The sequence below is a fragment of the Alkanindiges illinoisensis genome, from assembly GCF_004377485.1.
Classification (GTDB): Bacteria; Pseudomonadota; Gammaproteobacteria; order Pseudomonadales; family Moraxellaceae; genus Alkanindiges; species Alkanindiges illinoisensis_A.
Window position 1 is genome coordinate 36,875 of sequence record NZ_SNTY01000085.1, and the last position, 17,303, is coordinate 54,177.

Below are 17,303 nucleotides of genomic sequence, written 5' to 3' on the forward strand. Positions count from 1 at the left end.
GAAAATAACATGCAGACCGTCGAAGAAAGCACTGCACCCGTAATGCCGCAGTCAGATGATGTGCTAAGCCAGTATGAATATGCTGAAATCATTGGTGAGATTGAAGAACAGCCAGCCTGGCGCCGTGTGGCTGATAAGGAAATGGATTATGCCGATGGTAACCAGCTCAATGGTGAACTGCTGAGCCGCATGGCTGAATTGGGCATTCCGCCTGCGGTTGAGGATCTGATTGGTCCGGCACTGTTATCAATTCAGGGTTATGAATCCAAAACCCGGACAGACTGGCGTGTGACCCCTAACAATGGAAGCGACGGTCAGGACGTCGCAGACGCTTTAAACTTTAAGCTCAATCAGGCTGAGCGTGAATCTAAAGCAGATATGGCCTGTGGCAAAGCATTTAGGCCACAGATTGGTTGTGGCGTTGGCTTTGTAGAAGTATCAAAGGATTCTGACCCGTTTAAGTTTCCATACCGCTGTATGGCTGTGCATCGCAACGAGATCCACTGGGATATGAAAGCGATTGAGCCAGATTTATCTGATGCGCGCTGGTTGCGTCGTCGTCGCTGGTTGCATCCAAATCGGGTGAAGCTGGTATTCCCACAGCATGCTGAGCTGATTGATAACTGTGGTAAGCATGGCGGTTCATGGTGGAGTGATGAAACCATCAATGAAGGTGGTGTCAGTACTGGCTTGCAGAACGCATGGAATGAAGCACGTGCATGGACACAGCAGGAAGATTACTGGTACAACCCGGCTACCAAGGAAGTCTGCTTATCTGAACTCTGGTACCGTCGGTGGGTTCAGGTGCACGTCTTAAAAACATCAGATGGCCGTGTGGTTGAATATGATGAGGATAATGTGGCGCATAATCTGGCCATTGCCAGTGGTAAGGCCGAAGTACAGCTGGCGACTGTGACCCGTGTGCGTCGTGCTTACTGGCTTGGCGGTCATTGCCTGTTTGATGGTCCAAGCCCATACACGCACCGGCATTTTCCCTATGTGCCGTTTTGGGGATTCCGTGAGGATAATACCGGCGTGCCATATGGCTATGTGCGCGGCATGAAATATGCGCAAGATAGTTTGAACAGCAGTATCAGTAAGTTGCGCTGGGGCATGAGTGTGACCCGGATTGAGCGCACCAAGGGCGCAGTTGATATGACTGACGCCCAGTTGCGTCGTCAGGTTGCAAGGCCTGATGCAGATATTGTACTGAACGCCAGCAAGATGGCTGAGCCTGGTGCACGCTTTGACGTCAAGCGCGACTACAACCTCACCGACCAGCATTACCAGATGCTCAATGACAACCGCAGTACCATTCAGCGCGTGAGCGCAGTCACCAGCGGCTTTATGGGTAAGGAAGGCACTGCACGCTCAGGATTGCAGGAACAAACGCAGGTTGAACAGTCGAATCAGTCACTGGCCAGCGTCATGGACAATTTCCGCTTTGGCCGTAGCCTGGTGGGTGAATTACTGCTGGCCATGATCATTGCAGACATGGGCAATAAAACACAAAGTATCGTAATTACTGGTGATGCGATCCGGCCAGAACGCACCGTAGTGATCAATAAGCCGGAAGTTGATGAGCAGGGTTATCCATATCTATCCAATGACCTGCAGCGTACACGCCTGAAAGTTGCCCTTGAAGATGTACCAAGCACCAACAGCTATCGTGGCCAGCAGCTTAATGCCATGTCCGAAGCGGTTAAATCCATGCCGCCACAATACCAGGCTGCTGTTCTGCCATTCCTTGTATCACTTATGGACGTTCCATTTAAACAGGAAGTGGTTGAAGCAATTCGTGCCGTGGATCAACAACAGACACCAGAAGCCTTCAATGAAGCGGTACAAAAAGGCATTGAGGAAGCGATGGTTAAGGCTGCCCATGATCTTAAACTGCGTGAGCTTGAGCTTAAAGAGCGTGTGGCGGAAAGCGAAATTAAAGGTTTGGATGCCAAGGCAGTACAGATTGGTGTGCAGGCTGCGTTCTCTGCCATGCAAGGCGGTGCTCAGGTTGCGCAGATGCCGATGATTGCACCGATTGCTGATGAGATTATGAAAGGTGCAGGCTATAAAAAGCCTAACCCAATGGGTGATGATCCGAGTTTCCCAATGCCGCAGAATGTACCTGTGCCTACTGGCCAGCCCGCATTAACTGATGTGCATAAAAATACCAGCCCTACCTTTCCACCAGTGCCAAGTGATGGTGTATCATCTATGAGTGGGATTGAAACAGCCAGTGCCGCTGATAATTTACCAGCCTAATGCAGTTACCCCTGTAAGGCATGATTAATAAATACCACTTCTCAATAATTAAGGTAAGCACTAACGCTTGCCTTTTTTATTGAGTGAAACATGAGCCAGTCTGAACAACAGATCGAGCAGGAAATCCAAGCCAAAGGCTTAAATGCACCACGTTTAACGCCTGCTGATATTGACCGCGTGATTATTGGTGAACACTACTTCACTGCGGCACAAGGCACCGCAAAAGCCATGGAAGATGCTGCTTTTGTTAATGGGTCACTAAATGGCGCAGCAATTTTACCAATACCTGCCACTTTGAATCTGCTCACATTCTGCGTACTAACTCTTGAAAACGGCTTTACCGTTACTGGTGAATCGGCATGTGCCAGTCCTGAAAACTTCAATGAAGAAATTGGCAAAAAGATTGCCTATGACAATGCCCGCGAAAAAATCTGGGTATTGGAAGGCTATTTGCTGAAACAGCGACTTTATGATCAGGAACTTTGGCCTGCTTCATATCAGTATTGAGTAATACATAATGGCCTGCCGTCCTGAGTGTTGCGCATGTCTGGAAGGGCTGACCCAAGACGGGTTGGCCCTGACCAATGCTGACTATGACAAGGCTATGGCCATTATTGAACAGCGCACGGATCTCACTGAAACCCAGCGGGAACAAATGCGCATTTATGTCTGGCATTTATTTGATGCCCATAATATTTAAATGAGAGTACGGTTATATGTTTAATCCACCTCATGTTGGTGAAGTGCTGCGGGAATATATTGATCAAACGCCGATTGAGATTGTTGCCAAAGAATCTGGCTTATCTATAGCGCGTCTTTCTGATGTACTGGCTGGAAATACTGCTATTACGCCAGATGATGCTAATGGGCTGGCAAAAGCACTTAATACATCGTCACAGTTCTGGTTAGACCTGCAAGCACAATATGAAAGCAAGCAAAGTGCAGATCTGTAGATCAGCCAAGCGATTGCAGGCCATTCGTACTTTACCTTGCGTACGTTGTGGCAATCCGGATAGTCAGGCAGCCCATAGTAATTTTGCGGAGCATGGTAAGGGCAAAGGTATAAAAGCCAGCGATGAGTTCACCATTCCCTTATGTATTACCTGTCACCAATGGTTTGACCAGTATCAGGGCATGACTGTGGATCAGAGCAGGACATGGTTTGTGGAAATGCTGGATAAGACCAATCGTATGTTGAGTGTTGGCGATGGCCACGAAGTATTCTAAAAAAACATTTATTGTCAGGTCAGAGCAGCACTTAACCAGTGCTGTTGGCCATTTGCTGCAAAACTATCAGGCTGCTATTAATGATGATAAGCCGTTGCATGTGCATGTGACCACCAAGCAGGACAGTCGCAGTGTGGCACAGAACCGCTTGTACTGGATGTGGCTTGGCCAGATTGAAAAGGAAACCGGCAATGATAAAGATGATTTGCACTTTGAGTTTAAAAAGAAATTTCTGATTGCCATTTATGAGCGAGATGACCAGCAGTATGCAGAGATGTGCCACGCCATCAAGGCACTCAGGCAAAGTCATTCAGAACAATATGCGGCGGTGGCAGCTGGTGTAATCCGGGAAACATCAACAACCCGGATGACGCCCAAGCAGTTCACAGAATATTTAAATTCCATCCATGACTATACGCTGGTGAGGTTAGGTATTCTGCTGGCCATACCGGATGAGTTACGGTTTGCTTTTGAATAAAATATTTAAAATTCATATGATTGTATATACAGCAAGGCTTTGAAAGCACTGCTGGTGGCTGTAGAATTATTGATGCAACATATGATTTGATAAATAATTAAACAGGAATCTAATAATCATGCCACCAGAATCAATCCTCATAACAGTCGCTCCAGAAAATGACACCAAAATTTTTAAATGGGAAATTACAGTATCGGAACTTGAGCATAAGTACGAGATTGCTCTATTTGGATTTTTCCCCAACACCCCATTACAGCCAGATCCAATCAACCTTAATAAATTTATTACCTCAAGAATTGAGCATGACTATAAGGAGGCTAGTTATCCAGAGTACAGAGGTACTATTCATGAGTGTCACACAATTATCTGCCGGAAAAATGCCAAGCTTTTACACCAGTTGGTTCTTGAAATTGTTGATTATATTCACTCAAAAGTTGGTGACTTCAAATCCATAGCTTATCAAGGCACTAATCATTACTTGAATTTTGATACGCTCAAGGTCAAGTTTCCTGATATTGAACGCAAATAATCGGCGGCCTTCGGGCTGCTTTTTTATTACCCCTGTAGGGTTTTACTATAAATGACGAATGACTAATTATCAGCTTTTATCAATTTAGGTATAAAGCTATGGTGGACAGTCTGGTTGCAATGAAATCGTGTGCCTCATGCAAGACACAGAAGCCATTAAGCGACTTTAGAGTGGTATCAAGTGACTATAAGCATAAATCAGGTGAAGTTGCATACTATAAAAATGCATACTCTTATTGCTCGGTATGCCACAGAGCGATAGCAAACAAGCTATACAGTGAGGCTGCTGAGCGTCTTATACAATACAGAGGTATTGACCGTTTTTTAGTGGATATGCAGCAGGCATTAAAGTCCAGAAACATGAGCCTGTATAAGTTTACCGAAATAATGGGCTTCAATAAAAAAGTAATTTATGCATGGGTTAGGGGTGAAAAAACACCATCAAAGCCATTGCAGCGCAAAGTCTGCGATTATCTTGACCTATCATATAATGCATTGGCTTTATCCCCTAACGATGATGGTGTATACCCACGTGGCATCCGAGTTTGCAAAGCTTGCAATAATGAGTTTGCGGTATTCAAGAATCAAAATGAATGCAAAAGCTTCTGCAATGATTGCACTTAATTCTATCGCTCCCCCTGTAGGGTTTCTCCAGAGTTGAATTGCCCGACAAACTCGCTTCACTTTAAACCTTCCATTTATCTGGAGCGAGTGATGTCCGTTATTAAACCAACCGTTGGCCGTGTAGTCCTACTTACGATTTCAGCAGGGTATGCAATTAAAAACCATCTTGCCTGTTCTGACCCCAGTCAGCCATTAGCAGCGCAAATTGCCTATGTTCATAATGACCGCTTGGTTAATTTGACCGCATGGGATCACAATGGTAAGCAGTTTGGTGTTACCAGTGTTCGTTTACTGCAAGATGATGAGGTTGCTCCAGAATTGACTGGTTCCTCATTTTATTGTGAGTGGATGCCATACCAGAAAGGGCAGGCTGCCAAGACTGAAGCCGCTGAAGAACTATTGAAAACTAATCAAGCTGCAACAGTGACTCCCGATCCATCTGTTCGTCTGGTATTGCCTTATGGCACGCCTATAAAAATTAATGGCATTCCACTAGCGCTTGATCATGAGGTGATGGTTACGACCCATCCAGCTAATGTGCCGTTAATTTTTCAAAAGGGTGATGAGCCAGTAGTTGGCAGTAGCGACTTGGTCGGTGCTTCAAGTGCAAGCGCAGAATCCTACTACACCAAATAAAAGATCATGCCTTGTTCTCAAAAGCCTGCCATTCGGTGGGCTTTTTTGTACCCAAAATTCCTATACCCCCTGTAGGGCATGACTCACCTTGCACATCCTTGACAAACTCAGCAGCACATGGCGCGGAGTAATCCGCATTGCAAACCCTATGGCGGCTACGGCGATATGTAGCAAGGTAAGCATGACTATCACAGATCAACAATCCGAGTTTATCCAGTCGCACGATGGCGATTTAACACCTGAACAGGCAGCCGCATTATTAGATATGGCTGACGGCGATACCGCAACTGCGGAAACTGGTAGCACGCCGGACGCTACCCCTGAACCAGACGTTACGCCACAACCCAAGCCAGCAGAACAAGTAGCTGAGCCTGATCCAGACAACTCGGTCATTTTGGCAAAGGATGGCAAACACACCATTCCTTTTGAAAAATTGACGGAAGCGCGAAATGCTGAAAAGCACTGGAAGCAGCAGTATGAAGCCATGCAACAACAAATGGCCGACTTACAAGCGCAGGCACAGTTACGTGCTGATGCAGGTATTGCTCCAACGGTTACGGATAACCAGGTGGCAGCAGCAGAAGCGGCGATTGCAAACGGCGTAGATCCACAAATCTTTGGTGATTTTTCCGAAGAAGCGCTGGCCAAAGGCATTCAGCAGTTGATTGATCAGCAAGTCAAGGCACAGGTGGAAGCGCATTTAAGCAGTGCGTTAAAGCCCATACAGGACAAGCAGGCCCTTGATGCAGTGCAGGCACACTATCAGGCAATTTATGAAAAGCATCCCGATGCTGATTCAATTGCTGAATCTAGTGAGCTGGACAACTGGATTAAATCCCAGCCGTCCTTTGTGCAAGCTGCAACGGTGGATGTACTGCAAAACGGTTCAGCTCAGCAGATCGTTGAGTTATTTGACCGATTCAAGCAGGACACTGGAAAAACTCAGGTTGCTGATAGTGATATTAAAGCCAAAGCACAAGCGGCCATTGCAAATACTGCCCCACAGCCACCTGCCAGCCTGTCCGACTTTCCGGCAGGTCGCCCCGGTGCTGCCGCAACCCAGCAGGAAGCAATGGCCGCAATGGATTCTCAATCCCTACTGGATCACATGCAAGGCATGAGTCCAGAACAGATTGAGCAGTTTTTGAATCGGCGCATCTAATAACGCCATAAGGATTTGAGGTTTACCATGACAACCAAAACCAATTCCTCTTACGGGGATAAAACCAATATGACGCAACAGGCAGTTGGCCTGTTTGCAACTCACATGCAACGCAACAGCACCATGAACCGTCTGGTCGGCAAGATGCCCAAAGGCGAAGCTGGCGCTGAAGCAACCCTGCGCAAGCAAACCACCCAGCACATGCCAATTGTGCGCTGTCAGGATCTGGGCAAGAAAATGGGCGATGAGGTGACGTTTCACCTGCTAAACCCTGTGAACGCCAAACCCATCATGGGCAGCCACAATGCTGAAGGCCGTGGCGTTGGCATGAACCTGTCCGAAGACCGTCTGCGTGTAGATCAGGCGCGTTTCCCGGTTGACCTCGGCAATGCCATGACTGACGTGCGTTCGCCCGTGGATTTCCGCCGTCTGGGTCGCCCGGTTGCGCAAAATCTGATGGACCGCTATTGCGACCAGTCCATGCTGGTGCATATGTGCGGTGCACGTGGCTTCCAGAACAATATTGAATGGGTCGTGCCAACCGAAAATGATGCTGATTTCTCAGAAATCATGGTCAACCCGGTTAAGGCGCCAACCAAGAACCGTCACTATCTGGCCGATGGCACAGGTGTCCAGTTGTTTAAGGAAAATGCGGGTGAAGTGGATATTACCTCTACTGACCTGTTCAAGATGGACACCGTGGATTCCATGCGCTCCGTGCTTGACCAGATTGCATTGCCACCACCAGTGATCAAGCTGGAAGGCGATGCGGCAGCTGACGATGATCCGCTGCGGGTCTGGATGGTATCACCAGCCCAGTACAACAAGTTTGCTGCCGATCCGTCTTTCCGTACCTTGCAGGCCTCTGCACTGGCACGTGCCAATCAGGCGAAAGGACATCCATTATTCTTAGGTAGCGTAGGCCTGTGGAATGGCTTCCTGATTATGAAGATGCCACGCCCAATCCGCTTTTATGCTGGCAATACCATGAAGTACTGCGCTTCATACAGCAGCGAAGCTGAATCATCCGTGCTGGTTCCAGCAAGCTTTGGCACTCAGTTTGCCATTGACCGCTCAGTGATTCTGGGTGGACAGGCACTGGCCGAAGCCTTCGCGTCAGCACGTCAGTCCGGCATTCCATTCTTCTGGTCTGAAAAAGAGCTGGATCATGGTGATAAAGCCGAGCTGCTGATCGGTGCTATTCGCGGTGTTTCCAAAATCCGCTTTGAAGTGGATGGCGGCAATGGCAAGGAATTCACCGATTATGGCGTGACAGTGGTTGATACCGTGGTTGATAACCTGGCTGGAACTTAATTGTTCGTTCGGGCTGCTAACCCCGGCCCGTTCCATTCATTTGTAATTAAGGAGGCCATGAGATGGCTACAGTAACTAAAAACCAGTTTCGCGCCCATCAATATGGTGCGACTCCCTACGGCAATATGTCCTCACTGGCATATTCATTAAAAACCGATGCCACTGGCAAGCCACTTGAAAGTGATGCCACTGCGGCATTAGCAGTTGGTGATGTGGTGGATTTGGGTCTACTGCAAGAAGGCTGGCGCCTGGAAGATGCCAGTATTTTCATTACCACGGCAATGACTGCCTCGGTGACCGGTTCACTGGGCTTTAAGTATGAAGATGGCGTGGATGATACCAAGGTTCCTCAGGATGCTGCCTATTTCATTTCAGGTGGAAGTCTGGCTGCCGCTGGGCGCTTGCGTGCCAATACCGGCAAGCTGGTAACCCTGCCTAAGCCTGCGCGCCTGATCCTGACCATTGCTGGTGCCACAAATGCCAAAGCCAGTGACATCAAGGTGGTGGTACAGGGCGAGATGAAAGGGCCGCGCTAATTTGGTTTGTGCGTTCGGGCAGGCGGGCTATCTCGGCCTGCCCATTTTTTTAAGTATTTGGAGAACAGAACAAATGAAACGCGGATTAATTGCAGCAGTTGCCTATGGGATTTTAGGGGCTTACAGCTTCTCTGTAAGTGCAGTAACAGAACCAGCGTGGGATAGTTTAACGGATCAGGAAAAACAGCCCACTCTAGCGCGGGTCGATATGCTGCTGGCCAATCCGGATAGCACACCCGAGCAACTGCATACCTCATGGCTGGAGAAAAAGCTGGCGGATGGCTGGACTACAGGCAGCCCGTTTGATGCTCAAAAAAAGCAGCATCCATTGTGTGTGCCTTATAGTGATTTACCTCAGGAAGAAAAAACCAAGGATTACTTGCTCTACGCTGTGGTGCAATCCTTAAAAGATTTGCCGGATGCGGAAGAAGCTGCGCTGGAAGCCGTCACCACTTATCAAAAACAGCTTGCAAGTGTGGCACAGGAAAAGGGCGCAGGTGCCAAGCAAGATCCTGCGATGGCCAGTGCCATTGCGGTTAAATATATTGGCCGCCGCCCGGACTGGCGCGACTCCCTGTATAACACTGGCCTGTATTTCACCAGCGGTCAAACCCGTCAACTTCCAGCGGCCATTGCCCGCAAGTTGCTCAAGCATGCTGACCTGTTTACTGAAGGTGAGCAGGACGAAGGCATTGTGATTGCTGATACCACAACGAGCACGGATGATACCGGCAAGCTGCTCGATGAGGCGGCCAAACAGTTGCAGGAAAAAACCCGCCAGCAAGAACAGATACAGGACGTGATTGACCGGCTGGGCCAAATGGATAAGGACCAGCTGGCTGATTATGCCTATGTCAACTATCAGCAAAAAGTACCCAAAACCTTGAGTGTTGAAAACATGAAAGAACGGGTCATTCAACTTGTGAATCAGTTTGGTATCGTCCCATGAACCTTAAAGATTTAATCAGCAGTTTCCGCGTGGATGCGGACGACAAAGTAGAGCCCTACTTTTGGACGGATGAGGATGTCACGCGCTGGTTAAATGAGGCCGTGGCAGAGGCGGCCATTCGTGGTCGCCTGATCCATGAAAGCAGCAATGCCGTTATGTGCTGCATTGCTGTTATCGCTGGCCAGTCGGTTTATCCGATCCATAGCGCCATGATTGAGCTGGACTATGTGGCATTTATGCCAACTGGTGTAAACCATGGCAATCCGATTTACCTGACCTCTCAGGAAAACCTGAACGAGGTGATGCCACGCTGGCGCACCGAAACTGGTGATCCCCGCTTTGCCATCCAGTCTGATAAAACCTTGCGTCTGGCGCCAACACCGGTACGCACTGGGGTAATAGCACTGGAAGGTTATCGCTTGCCGAAATCTGATATGGCAGACCCGGAAGATTCACCGGAAATTAACGCAGCGCATCATCGCCATCTGGTGCAATGGGCATTGGCTCGCGCATTCAAGGTGCCAGATACCGAGGTCTTTGATCCCAATCGGGCAGCAATCGCTGAGTCTGAATTTACTAAATATTTTGGTGAGCGCCCAGACGCAGATTTAAGGCGGCAAACACGGGAAGATTTTCCCCACCACGTACTACCGTTTTGGCCATAGGTGAATCATGCCTGCAAAAATTAAATTGAATATAGCTATTGTGCTCCCCCTGTAGGGTATGACTCTGCAATCCCATAGCCAGCATAATTTTTCAATCAATTGCTTTATAGACTGCAACATGAGCAAGTCAATTCACGACCTTAAACTTGGGCAGGTACTCACCATTGGTGATGTTACTGTTCGGCTTGAGAAAAAATCAGGACAACTGGCAAGGTTGGCTATAGAAGCGCCATCAACCACACCAGTCAAACTATCCAAAGAAACCAATGCGCATGAGTGCATTCCGATAAAAGAGGAATTAACTCATGGCTAATACGCTTTTCGACTTTGCCCGTCAACGCTTCCTAGAGGCACAGATCAATTGGCAAACCGATACGATCAAGGTAATTTTGGTTGATACTGGTGCGTATACGCCACAAACAGGCGTGCATCAGTATTTATCTGATATTTCAGCATCAGCACGTATTGCAGGACCAGTAACCTTGACCGCCAAGGCAACTACTGGCGGCGCGGCAGATGCGGCAGACGTTACTTTTGCTGCGGTAAGTGGTGCGAGTATTGAGGCTATCGTAATCTATAAAGATACTGGTAGTGAAGCGACCAGCCCATTGATTGCTTTTATTGATACTGCTACTGGATTACCAATTACTCCTAATGGTGGTGATATTATTGTGACGTGGGATAACGGCACTAACAAAATCTTCAAGGTTTGAGTATATAAATCAATAACTTGTGGATAGTGAAAATCCATTATCCCAAGTAACAATGGTCTTACGCATGAGTGCAAAACTATGAATAAACCAAAGAAACCGCCCACACAAGGTATCGGCGTACAAGGCTTTAAAGCTGATCTGTATGCCTCCGATATTCCACGCATTGACTGGCACAGACTAACCAATATTCCTAAGTTTCAAATGTATGCCACAGAGCATGCAGGCAAAACCTATGGCGATGTGTCTAACGTCATGGAGTGGATAGTAGGTTACGTGCAAGACCAGATTCATGCTGGCAATGAGCAACAGTTATTTGATGCTTATAGCAAATGGCATGATGAAAAGGGTTATTGGAAACAAGAAGATTATTACGGTGTATTGCTAGAGAGTCGAGGACAATAAAAATGGAAATACTACCTTATAAATATTACAGGCTTTACATAACCAAATCTGCTGCAGGTGGTAATGGCTATTTTTCCATGAATACTTTCAGCATGTTTGAAACAAATGAAAGCACCACTGATCTTTGTATAGGTGCAACAGCAACAGCAAGTTCAAACTATAATGCTTCTACTGATGCACCAAAGGCAATTGACAATAATGCATCGACGTACTGGGAAACAGCATCAACTTCGGGTGATAAATGGTTCAAAGTTGAGCTACCTACTGCGAGAAAAGTCCGGAAATTAATAATAACTGCAACCAATTATCAAGATGAGATGCCAAGTGCTTTCATTTTTCAGGGATCGAATGACAATATTAATTGGACTAATCTTAAAACAGTTAACAGGGGAACTTTTAATTCACCTACTTCTTACACCGAGTTATTAAGCACAGTTGTAGGTGGTAAAAGTGTGTTGGATAGTGGTGATCCAAGTTTAAAAGTGATTCTTTTCAATTGGCAGACCATGCAATACATCATTCATACAACACCTAATGCATCGGGTGACTGGTTTATATATTTGAATGATACAAGTGATGTATTAATTACACACATAGGGCCAGCTGGATATCAGCCAATAAGTGATGGACCTATAACTCCTATGGTGTATTAATGCCATTTTATGCACCACCGTTATATCGTAACGTAAATGTCCGTTTAGAGGGAGGTTATATACCTCCGAACGCTGTTGGTGGGGTAAAAAATCTTTCCTCCGCAGGGAGATATGACTATAAGCCTTCACATTATAATAATGTTAATGCTCGTTTATTATCAGGATATATTTTACCCAATCCAGTTGAACAGTCTAAAATACTGACTCGCACAGAGTACAGTGGTGCATTACCTCAAACAATTTCTGTAAGTGGTGAAGATTATTTAGAAATTGGTAACAGTCGTGCGGATCTAAAAATATTATATCTTGTGCCAATTGGAGTGGAATACCCTTCAATTGGTAGTGCGCATATTAGAAATAGATCAGAAAAAGTATATGTAAATCATAATTACGCTCCCCCAACATCTACCCAGGTAACGCTTTCTGCTAACCACCAAACAAGCACGTCGGCCTATTTAACTCGCCCTGGCAATTATAATGTTTTCGGCTTTTTATCAATTAGTAATAAAAATAGGGTGGTTGCAACTGAGGGTAAAGACTTATCGGATTTTGGTTCACCCAAGCTCATTCTAGCTGAAAGAAAAATCGTTGCATCGGGATTTGTAGCATCAGGGATTGGTACACCTTTTGTTCAAGATACAGCGGTTAAACCATCGGGTATAGATTCTTTAATATTCAGCAAACCCACTATTTATAATTTACGCCAATATGTAAAAAATAGAGGGATACCACCCTTTGAGCTTGGCATAGCTTATTTACAAGGTGGCGTTAAATACATTACAGCTAGTGGCTTTAGCTCTAATGTATTTGGCGCTACGACTGTTATCAACACTAGAGCAGACCAATACTTACAGCTAAGTGGCGAAGGCATCACGCCGCCATTACTAGCAAGCCCTAATGTATCACCACGGATATTGTATCCATCAGGCATTAAAGCGGATGCTTACGGCCAGCCGCTAGTGCAGCGCAACCCCAGCCCCTTGGGATTTGTAGATACCAGTTATGGTGATGCTTGGGTTTCACATAGTCCACGTTATCTATTAGCAGGCATTGGCGATAGCTTTGTTAGTGGCTATCCACAAGTATTCGACCCAACGCGCACGATTTACTTAGCAGACAAGGGTATCGAGGGCGGTATCTTTGGCGATACTGCTGCCAAGAATACACGTAGAATAATAACGGTAGATGGATTCCAAGACAGTCAGTTTAGTAGTTTTGCCACAATCTACAGCACACGCAGATACATTAATACCATTGGGTTTGATGCGCAAAATTTTGGCAATAGTGAGATTTACAATAAAACGCCATCACTTGCGCCTAATGGCTTTGATTCGCTGCAAGGACTTAACCCTAGTATTGGTTATGCCATACGCCATATTTACCCGTCAGGCTTTGATTTACTAAAAACTGGTAATGCAGTAGTCATAAAGACACCAGAAATTAAGCCTGGTGGCTTTAATGCTCAGGCGTTTGGTGCGCTATTCATATCCAACTACACCAGATTGATTGAAGTTGCGGGTAAGTATTCGCAAGAGTTTGGCGAACCAGCAGCGTGGCATCGGCTACGCAAACTGCAACACGAAGGATTCACAACAGATTCTTATGGCAAGCCGCGCATTGAGCATGGTCGCAGAACGCTACTTGCATTAGGTAGTAATCATTCACTGTATGGCCAACCATGGCTATCTTATGCGATACGCAGCATAGCCGTTAGATCAATCTATACTGAGTTTGCCAGTAACCACAATGTTGGTGGTTTGCAGTTTATTGATGCACAAGGTTTTATTGCTACTGAGTTCGGCACGCGAATCATTCCAGAAGTCCAGTCACTAGCGCCATTTGGGTTTAGCAATAGCTATGGCCTTGCTACCATTGACTTAAAGACCAAGTACATCGCACCACAAGGCTTTAAAACCAGTATTCAGGAATCCTTGCGCTTTGGTACGCCGAAGTTTTACAACCTCGTTCAATACATCACACAAAATTATGACGCTGGTAGTGGCTTGGTTCCACCACAATGGCCGCAGTGGACTGCCATTGAAAATAGAAACAAGATCATTGGTGCGATTGGCAGTAACTTTACCAAGGTCGGAGAGCCAAACCTTTATAATAATGCGCGACTGATTGAGCCAAGCGGCATTGACAGCTTCAAGCATAGTGGCTTGCTGATAGCGGATCGTATTCGCTACTTGCGCCTAGAGGGTATGGAACCACCGTATATTAGTGGTTGGTCAAACGTCCATAATGATGCGCGAGTAATACAGGTTGGTGGATTTAGTACGCAAGTATTTGGCAGTGCAACTATAGAGAATACAAGGCGCTACTACCCAAGAGTGGGTAATTGGGAAAGCCTAGAATTTGGCACACCGATGGTTGCAGATGCAATCCGAACCATTGATATTGAATCGCGCTATGGCATTAACCCGCCGTACATACCAGTGCCAGATATTCAACTACGGCGCAGATACCTTGATGAAGTTGGCAAGGATGATCATTTACGCATGGGTGAGCCGTCACTAATCATTCACTTTAATATCATTGCGCCACGATGGTCACAGGTTGACCGCTTTGGTGAGCCGCGCCTAGTAAATGTCACGCCAGAAGTGCATACCTACGGCCATAACAGCGAACTATTTGGCAATGCCAGTGCGCGCACTTCATTTAGAGTGGTTGAGCCAGACGGCAGCCTAATGGAATTGTTTGGCTTGACTGGTATTGCTGATCGGAATCGCGCAGTTATCGTAAGTAGTTTTAATGCTGGCGCGATTGGCAGTGCTATAAAAGTTATTAAGACTGGACAGCCGCCTTATACGCCGCAATACATTTGGCTTGATGAGGCTGAGATTGATGGGGTTTCTAGTGGTGGGTATGGCATTGACGTGCCAAAGACACAGGTTTCCAATCCTTTCGTGCGTAGTAATGTAATTAGTCCTGAAGGCTTTGTTGCTACAAGATCGGGCAGTCATCACTTGCAGTCAAACGGAATTATTGTGGATATTGGTGTTCCGTCAGCGCCATTCGGCAGCGCAAACGTAGGATTAAAAAACAGGCCATTTTCTATAGGAACAATAGGCGATTCAATGTTATTTGGTTTCCCATCGCTATCTCCGCACACAATATACGCAACAAAGGATGTTACACAGCAGGCAATCACAAACCACCCTTTAAGTAGTATATTTTACGATGTTGGCTCAAGCCCAGGTATTTCGCCAGCAGGAGAGAGGTTTGGAAATATCACTCTTACGCTTCAGCACCGCACTATTTTAAGGTGTGGCGCAGGCAGTCAATTAAGTATTGGCAGTGCTAACATTAGACTAACAAAGCGATTAATTGACCTAAATAACAATGGCTTTAGGTCGTACCGAACTGGATTCCATTCAGTTGGACCATTTGAGCTAACTTTAATCCAATACGACTCTATAGATTCGGCAGCGTTTGGCGCGACAAGCATTATTCAGCCGACAGCCACGAAAACAGTAAGAGCAATTGGCGGCTATTCTCAGCTATTTGGGATATGTTCGCTTCAGTCAACAAGGATGGAATTGAAGCCACAAGGATTTGATGCGCAAGGCTTTGGTAAAAATGCACCACCTAATAATCCGTTTATGTGGCAAGGCATGCGCATTGGCGAGCGCGTACTAGGCAACTATGGCGGATTTGATGCGCTCGGTATTGGCGATATATTTATTTCAAACAGAGTGCGTGGCATAGACCCAGCAGGGTTTGATGCGTTCATTTGTGACTATGACTACACTAACTTCAACAAGCGCATGCGTGTAACAAAATCAGTGATTGAAAAGCCAAAACAATACGTCAGTGCTGTAGGGTTTGTGACTGATGATATGGGAGTGCCTAATATCAGGCCAGCAGCGCATTACATCAGACCGGATGGTAATGCTGATCAATATCGCAAGGGGGCATGGTGATGGCAACACGCTTATTTCCATTGGCAGGCATAAATAATGTGGTGCATGACGATCAGTTGCAGCAGGGCGGCGATAATCCAAAGCTGTTTGTGCGTGATGCAGTCAATGTCGATATCAGCGTAACCGGACGGCCATCCCTGCGCAAAAGTGGCGAGCAGGTGACTACCCTTAATTATAAAAACCTATGGCAAAGCTCACTGCATCGGGACGTATTTGCTAGCCTCAATAATCAGGTTGTGAAAGTGAATCCCGATACATGGGATTATGAGGTGATCCTGGACAATGTAGATACAGTCATTGTCTGTTTTGAGCTGGTCAATAATGCAGTATTTATCTCAACATCAGATGGTATTTTTATTTATACCGGTGGTGAGAAGGCTCAAGCTTTAGTAATTGATACGCCAGCTCAGCCACAAGCTGGGTTCACAACAGGTGGAATGCTCTACGGCGGCACCTACGTGATTGCAATTTCATGGCTGCGTGGTCAGATAGAATCAGGGCTGTCAGAAAGCACAAAAGTTATGATTGCAAACGCAATTGGAAGTGACCAATTTGATGGTAGCTATGCTGCTATCCATGTGAACTTGCCCTATTGCCTTGATGGCACAGTAACAGGTGTCCGGGTATACATCACTACAAGAAACGGTGCTGCGTTGCTCCATTTTGCTGACTATCCCATTACAGATACCACTATTGTGATTAATGATGTAGACCAGCTTGGCATGACTGCCAAGTTCGAATATTTGTCACCCATGCCGTCAGGGAAAATAATGCGCTATTGGCAGGGTCGTTTACTGTGTGCTGATAAAAATATAATCCGCTTTTCCCAGCCAATGGCTTATCACCTGCATGATGAGCGTCATGATTTTGTGATGATGCCGCAACGTATTACTTTTTTAGTGCCGGTTGATGGGGGCTTATGGGTTGGCCAAGTGGATCATGTTGTATTTTTAAGTGGCAGTCAGCCAAGCGACATGCGTTTTGTTAAAAAAACCAGTCGGCCGCCAGTACCCAATAGCGCAATTTCCCTTGATGCCCAGCAGGTGGGTAGTGAGATTTCGCAAGGTGGCGGAAAAACGGCATTATGGCTGGCCGAAAATGGCTATGTACTGGGAACGTCAAGCGGGCAAGTCATTGAGTTGCACGCTGGCATCATGAAGGGAATTAGCGCAAAATCTGGCACCTCTGTAGTGCTTGATCGGCGCATACAAACTGCCGTAATTTAAAT

The 17,303-nt window shown here is 46.4% G+C and carries 20 protein-coding genes; all 20 read left to right on the forward strand.

Translation table 11 applies throughout. The annotated features are described in order from the left end of the window. Nucleotides 1-9: 9 nt before the first annotated feature. The 20 genes from E2B99_RS13665 to E2B99_RS13760 all read left to right on the forward strand — a co-directional run bounded on the left by E2B99_RS13665 (nt 10) and on the right by E2B99_RS13760 (nt 17,301). Complete coding sequence (locus E2B99_RS13665; protein WP_134245781.1) at nt 10-2,262, forward strand: hypothetical protein; 2,253 nt, start codon at nt 10-12, stop codon at nt 2,260-2,262. A gap of 90 nt (nt 2,263-2,352) precedes the next feature. Further along, nucleotides 2,353-2,769: a Gp49 family protein gene (locus E2B99_RS13670; protein WP_134245783.1), complete on the forward strand. Its 417-nt coding sequence runs from the start codon at nt 2,353-2,355 to the stop codon at nt 2,767-2,769. 10 nt (nt 2,770-2,779) lie between these two features. Further along, nucleotides 2,780-2,962 carry a hypothetical protein gene (locus E2B99_RS13675; protein ID WP_134245785.1) on the forward strand — a complete coding sequence of 61 codons (183 nt, stop codon included), beginning with the start codon at nt 2,780-2,782 and terminating at the stop codon, nt 2,960-2,962. Nucleotides 2,963-2,978: 16 nt separating this feature from the next. Further along, nucleotides 2,979-3,215 carry a HigA family addiction module antitoxin gene (locus E2B99_RS13680; protein ID WP_134245787.1) on the forward strand — a complete coding sequence of 79 codons (237 nt, stop codon included), beginning with the start codon at nt 2,979-2,981 and terminating at the stop codon, nt 3,213-3,215. Further along, nucleotides 3,187-3,489 carry a DUF968 domain-containing protein gene (locus tag E2B99_RS13685; RefSeq protein WP_134245789.1) on the forward strand — a complete coding sequence of 101 codons (303 nt, stop codon included), beginning with the start codon at nt 3,187-3,189 and terminating at the stop codon, nt 3,487-3,489. The genes E2B99_RS13680 and E2B99_RS13685 overlap by 29 nt, the downstream gene beginning before the upstream one ends. After that, nucleotides 3,470-3,967: a recombination protein NinB gene (locus E2B99_RS13690; RefSeq protein WP_134245791.1), complete on the forward strand. Its 498-nt coding sequence runs from the start codon at nt 3,470-3,472 to the stop codon at nt 3,965-3,967. The genes E2B99_RS13685 and E2B99_RS13690 overlap by 20 nt, the downstream gene beginning before the upstream one ends. Nucleotides 3,968-4,085: 118 nt before the next feature. Continuing rightward, nucleotides 4,086-4,496 (forward strand): hypothetical protein, encoded by a 411-nt coding sequence (locus E2B99_RS13695; RefSeq protein WP_134245793.1) that lies wholly within the window; start codon nt 4,086-4,088, stop codon nt 4,494-4,496. Between the two features lie 98 nt (nt 4,497-4,594). Further along, on the forward strand, nt 4,595-5,119 hold the full coding sequence (locus E2B99_RS13700) for a helix-turn-helix domain-containing protein (RefSeq protein ID WP_134245795.1): 525 nt from the start codon (nt 4,595-4,597) through the stop codon (nt 5,117-5,119). A 90-nt stretch (nt 5,120-5,209) separates the two neighbouring features. Continuing rightward, nucleotides 5,210-5,755, forward strand: coding sequence for a hypothetical protein (locus E2B99_RS13705; protein ID WP_134245797.1), 546 nt, complete (start codon nt 5,210-5,212; stop codon nt 5,753-5,755). Nucleotides 5,756-5,936: 181 nt separating this feature from the next. Further along, on the forward strand, nt 5,937-6,917 hold the full coding sequence (locus E2B99_RS13710) for a hypothetical protein (protein WP_134245799.1): 981 nt from the start codon (nt 5,937-5,939) through the stop codon (nt 6,915-6,917). Between the two features lie 27 nt (nt 6,918-6,944). After that, the gene (locus E2B99_RS13715) at nt 6,945-8,231 is read left to right on the forward strand and encodes a DUF4043 family protein (protein ID WP_134245801.1); all 1,287 of its coding nucleotides are present in this window, start codon (nt 6,945-6,947) and stop codon (nt 8,229-8,231) included. A gap of 62 nt (nt 8,232-8,293) precedes the next feature. Next, on the forward strand, nt 8,294-8,767 hold the full coding sequence (locus E2B99_RS13720; protein ID WP_134245803.1) for a hypothetical protein: 474 nt from the start codon (nt 8,294-8,296) through the stop codon (nt 8,765-8,767). Nucleotides 8,768-8,840: 73 nt separating this feature from the next. After that, the gene (locus E2B99_RS13725) at nt 8,841-9,716 is read left to right on the forward strand and encodes a RyR domain-containing protein (RefSeq protein ID WP_134245805.1); all 876 of its coding nucleotides are present in this window, start codon (nt 8,841-8,843) and stop codon (nt 9,714-9,716) included. After that, on the forward strand, nt 9,713-10,381 hold the full coding sequence (locus E2B99_RS13730) for a DUF6682 family protein (protein WP_134245807.1): 669 nt from the start codon (nt 9,713-9,715) through the stop codon (nt 10,379-10,381). Before E2B99_RS13725 ends, E2B99_RS13730 begins: the two co-directional genes overlap by 4 nt. 118 nt (nt 10,382-10,499) lie before the next feature. Beyond that, a complete protein-coding gene (locus E2B99_RS13735) occupies nt 10,500-10,694 on the forward strand; it encodes a carbon storage regulator (protein WP_134245809.1) in 195 nt (64 codons plus the stop codon). Next, nucleotides 10,687-11,094 carry a hypothetical protein gene (locus E2B99_RS13740; RefSeq protein ID WP_134245811.1) on the forward strand — a complete coding sequence of 136 codons (408 nt, stop codon included), beginning with the start codon at nt 10,687-10,689 and terminating at the stop codon, nt 11,092-11,094. The genes E2B99_RS13735 and E2B99_RS13740 overlap by 8 nt, the downstream gene beginning before the upstream one ends. 78 nt (nt 11,095-11,172) lie before the next feature. Beyond that, nucleotides 11,173-11,496: a hypothetical protein gene (locus E2B99_RS13745; RefSeq protein ID WP_134245813.1), complete on the forward strand. Its 324-nt coding sequence runs from the start codon at nt 11,173-11,175 to the stop codon at nt 11,494-11,496. A 2-nt stretch (nt 11,497-11,498) separates the two neighbouring features. Continuing rightward, nucleotides 11,499-12,149, forward strand: a complete 651-nt coding sequence (locus E2B99_RS13750; RefSeq protein ID WP_134245815.1) for a discoidin domain-containing protein — start codon at nt 11,499-11,501, stop codon at nt 12,147-12,149. Next, nucleotides 12,149-16,075 carry a hypothetical protein gene (locus E2B99_RS13755; protein ID WP_134245817.1) on the forward strand — a complete coding sequence of 1,309 codons (3,927 nt, stop codon included), beginning with the start codon at nt 12,149-12,151 and terminating at the stop codon, nt 16,073-16,075. Before E2B99_RS13750 ends, E2B99_RS13755 begins: the two co-directional genes overlap by 1 nt. Next, complete coding sequence (locus tag E2B99_RS13760) at nt 16,075-17,301, forward strand: hypothetical protein (RefSeq protein ID WP_240687844.1); 1,227 nt, start codon at nt 16,075-16,077, stop codon at nt 17,299-17,301. Before E2B99_RS13755 ends, E2B99_RS13760 begins: the two co-directional genes overlap by 1 nt. The last annotated feature ends 2 nt before the right edge of the window (nt 17,302-17,303 follow it).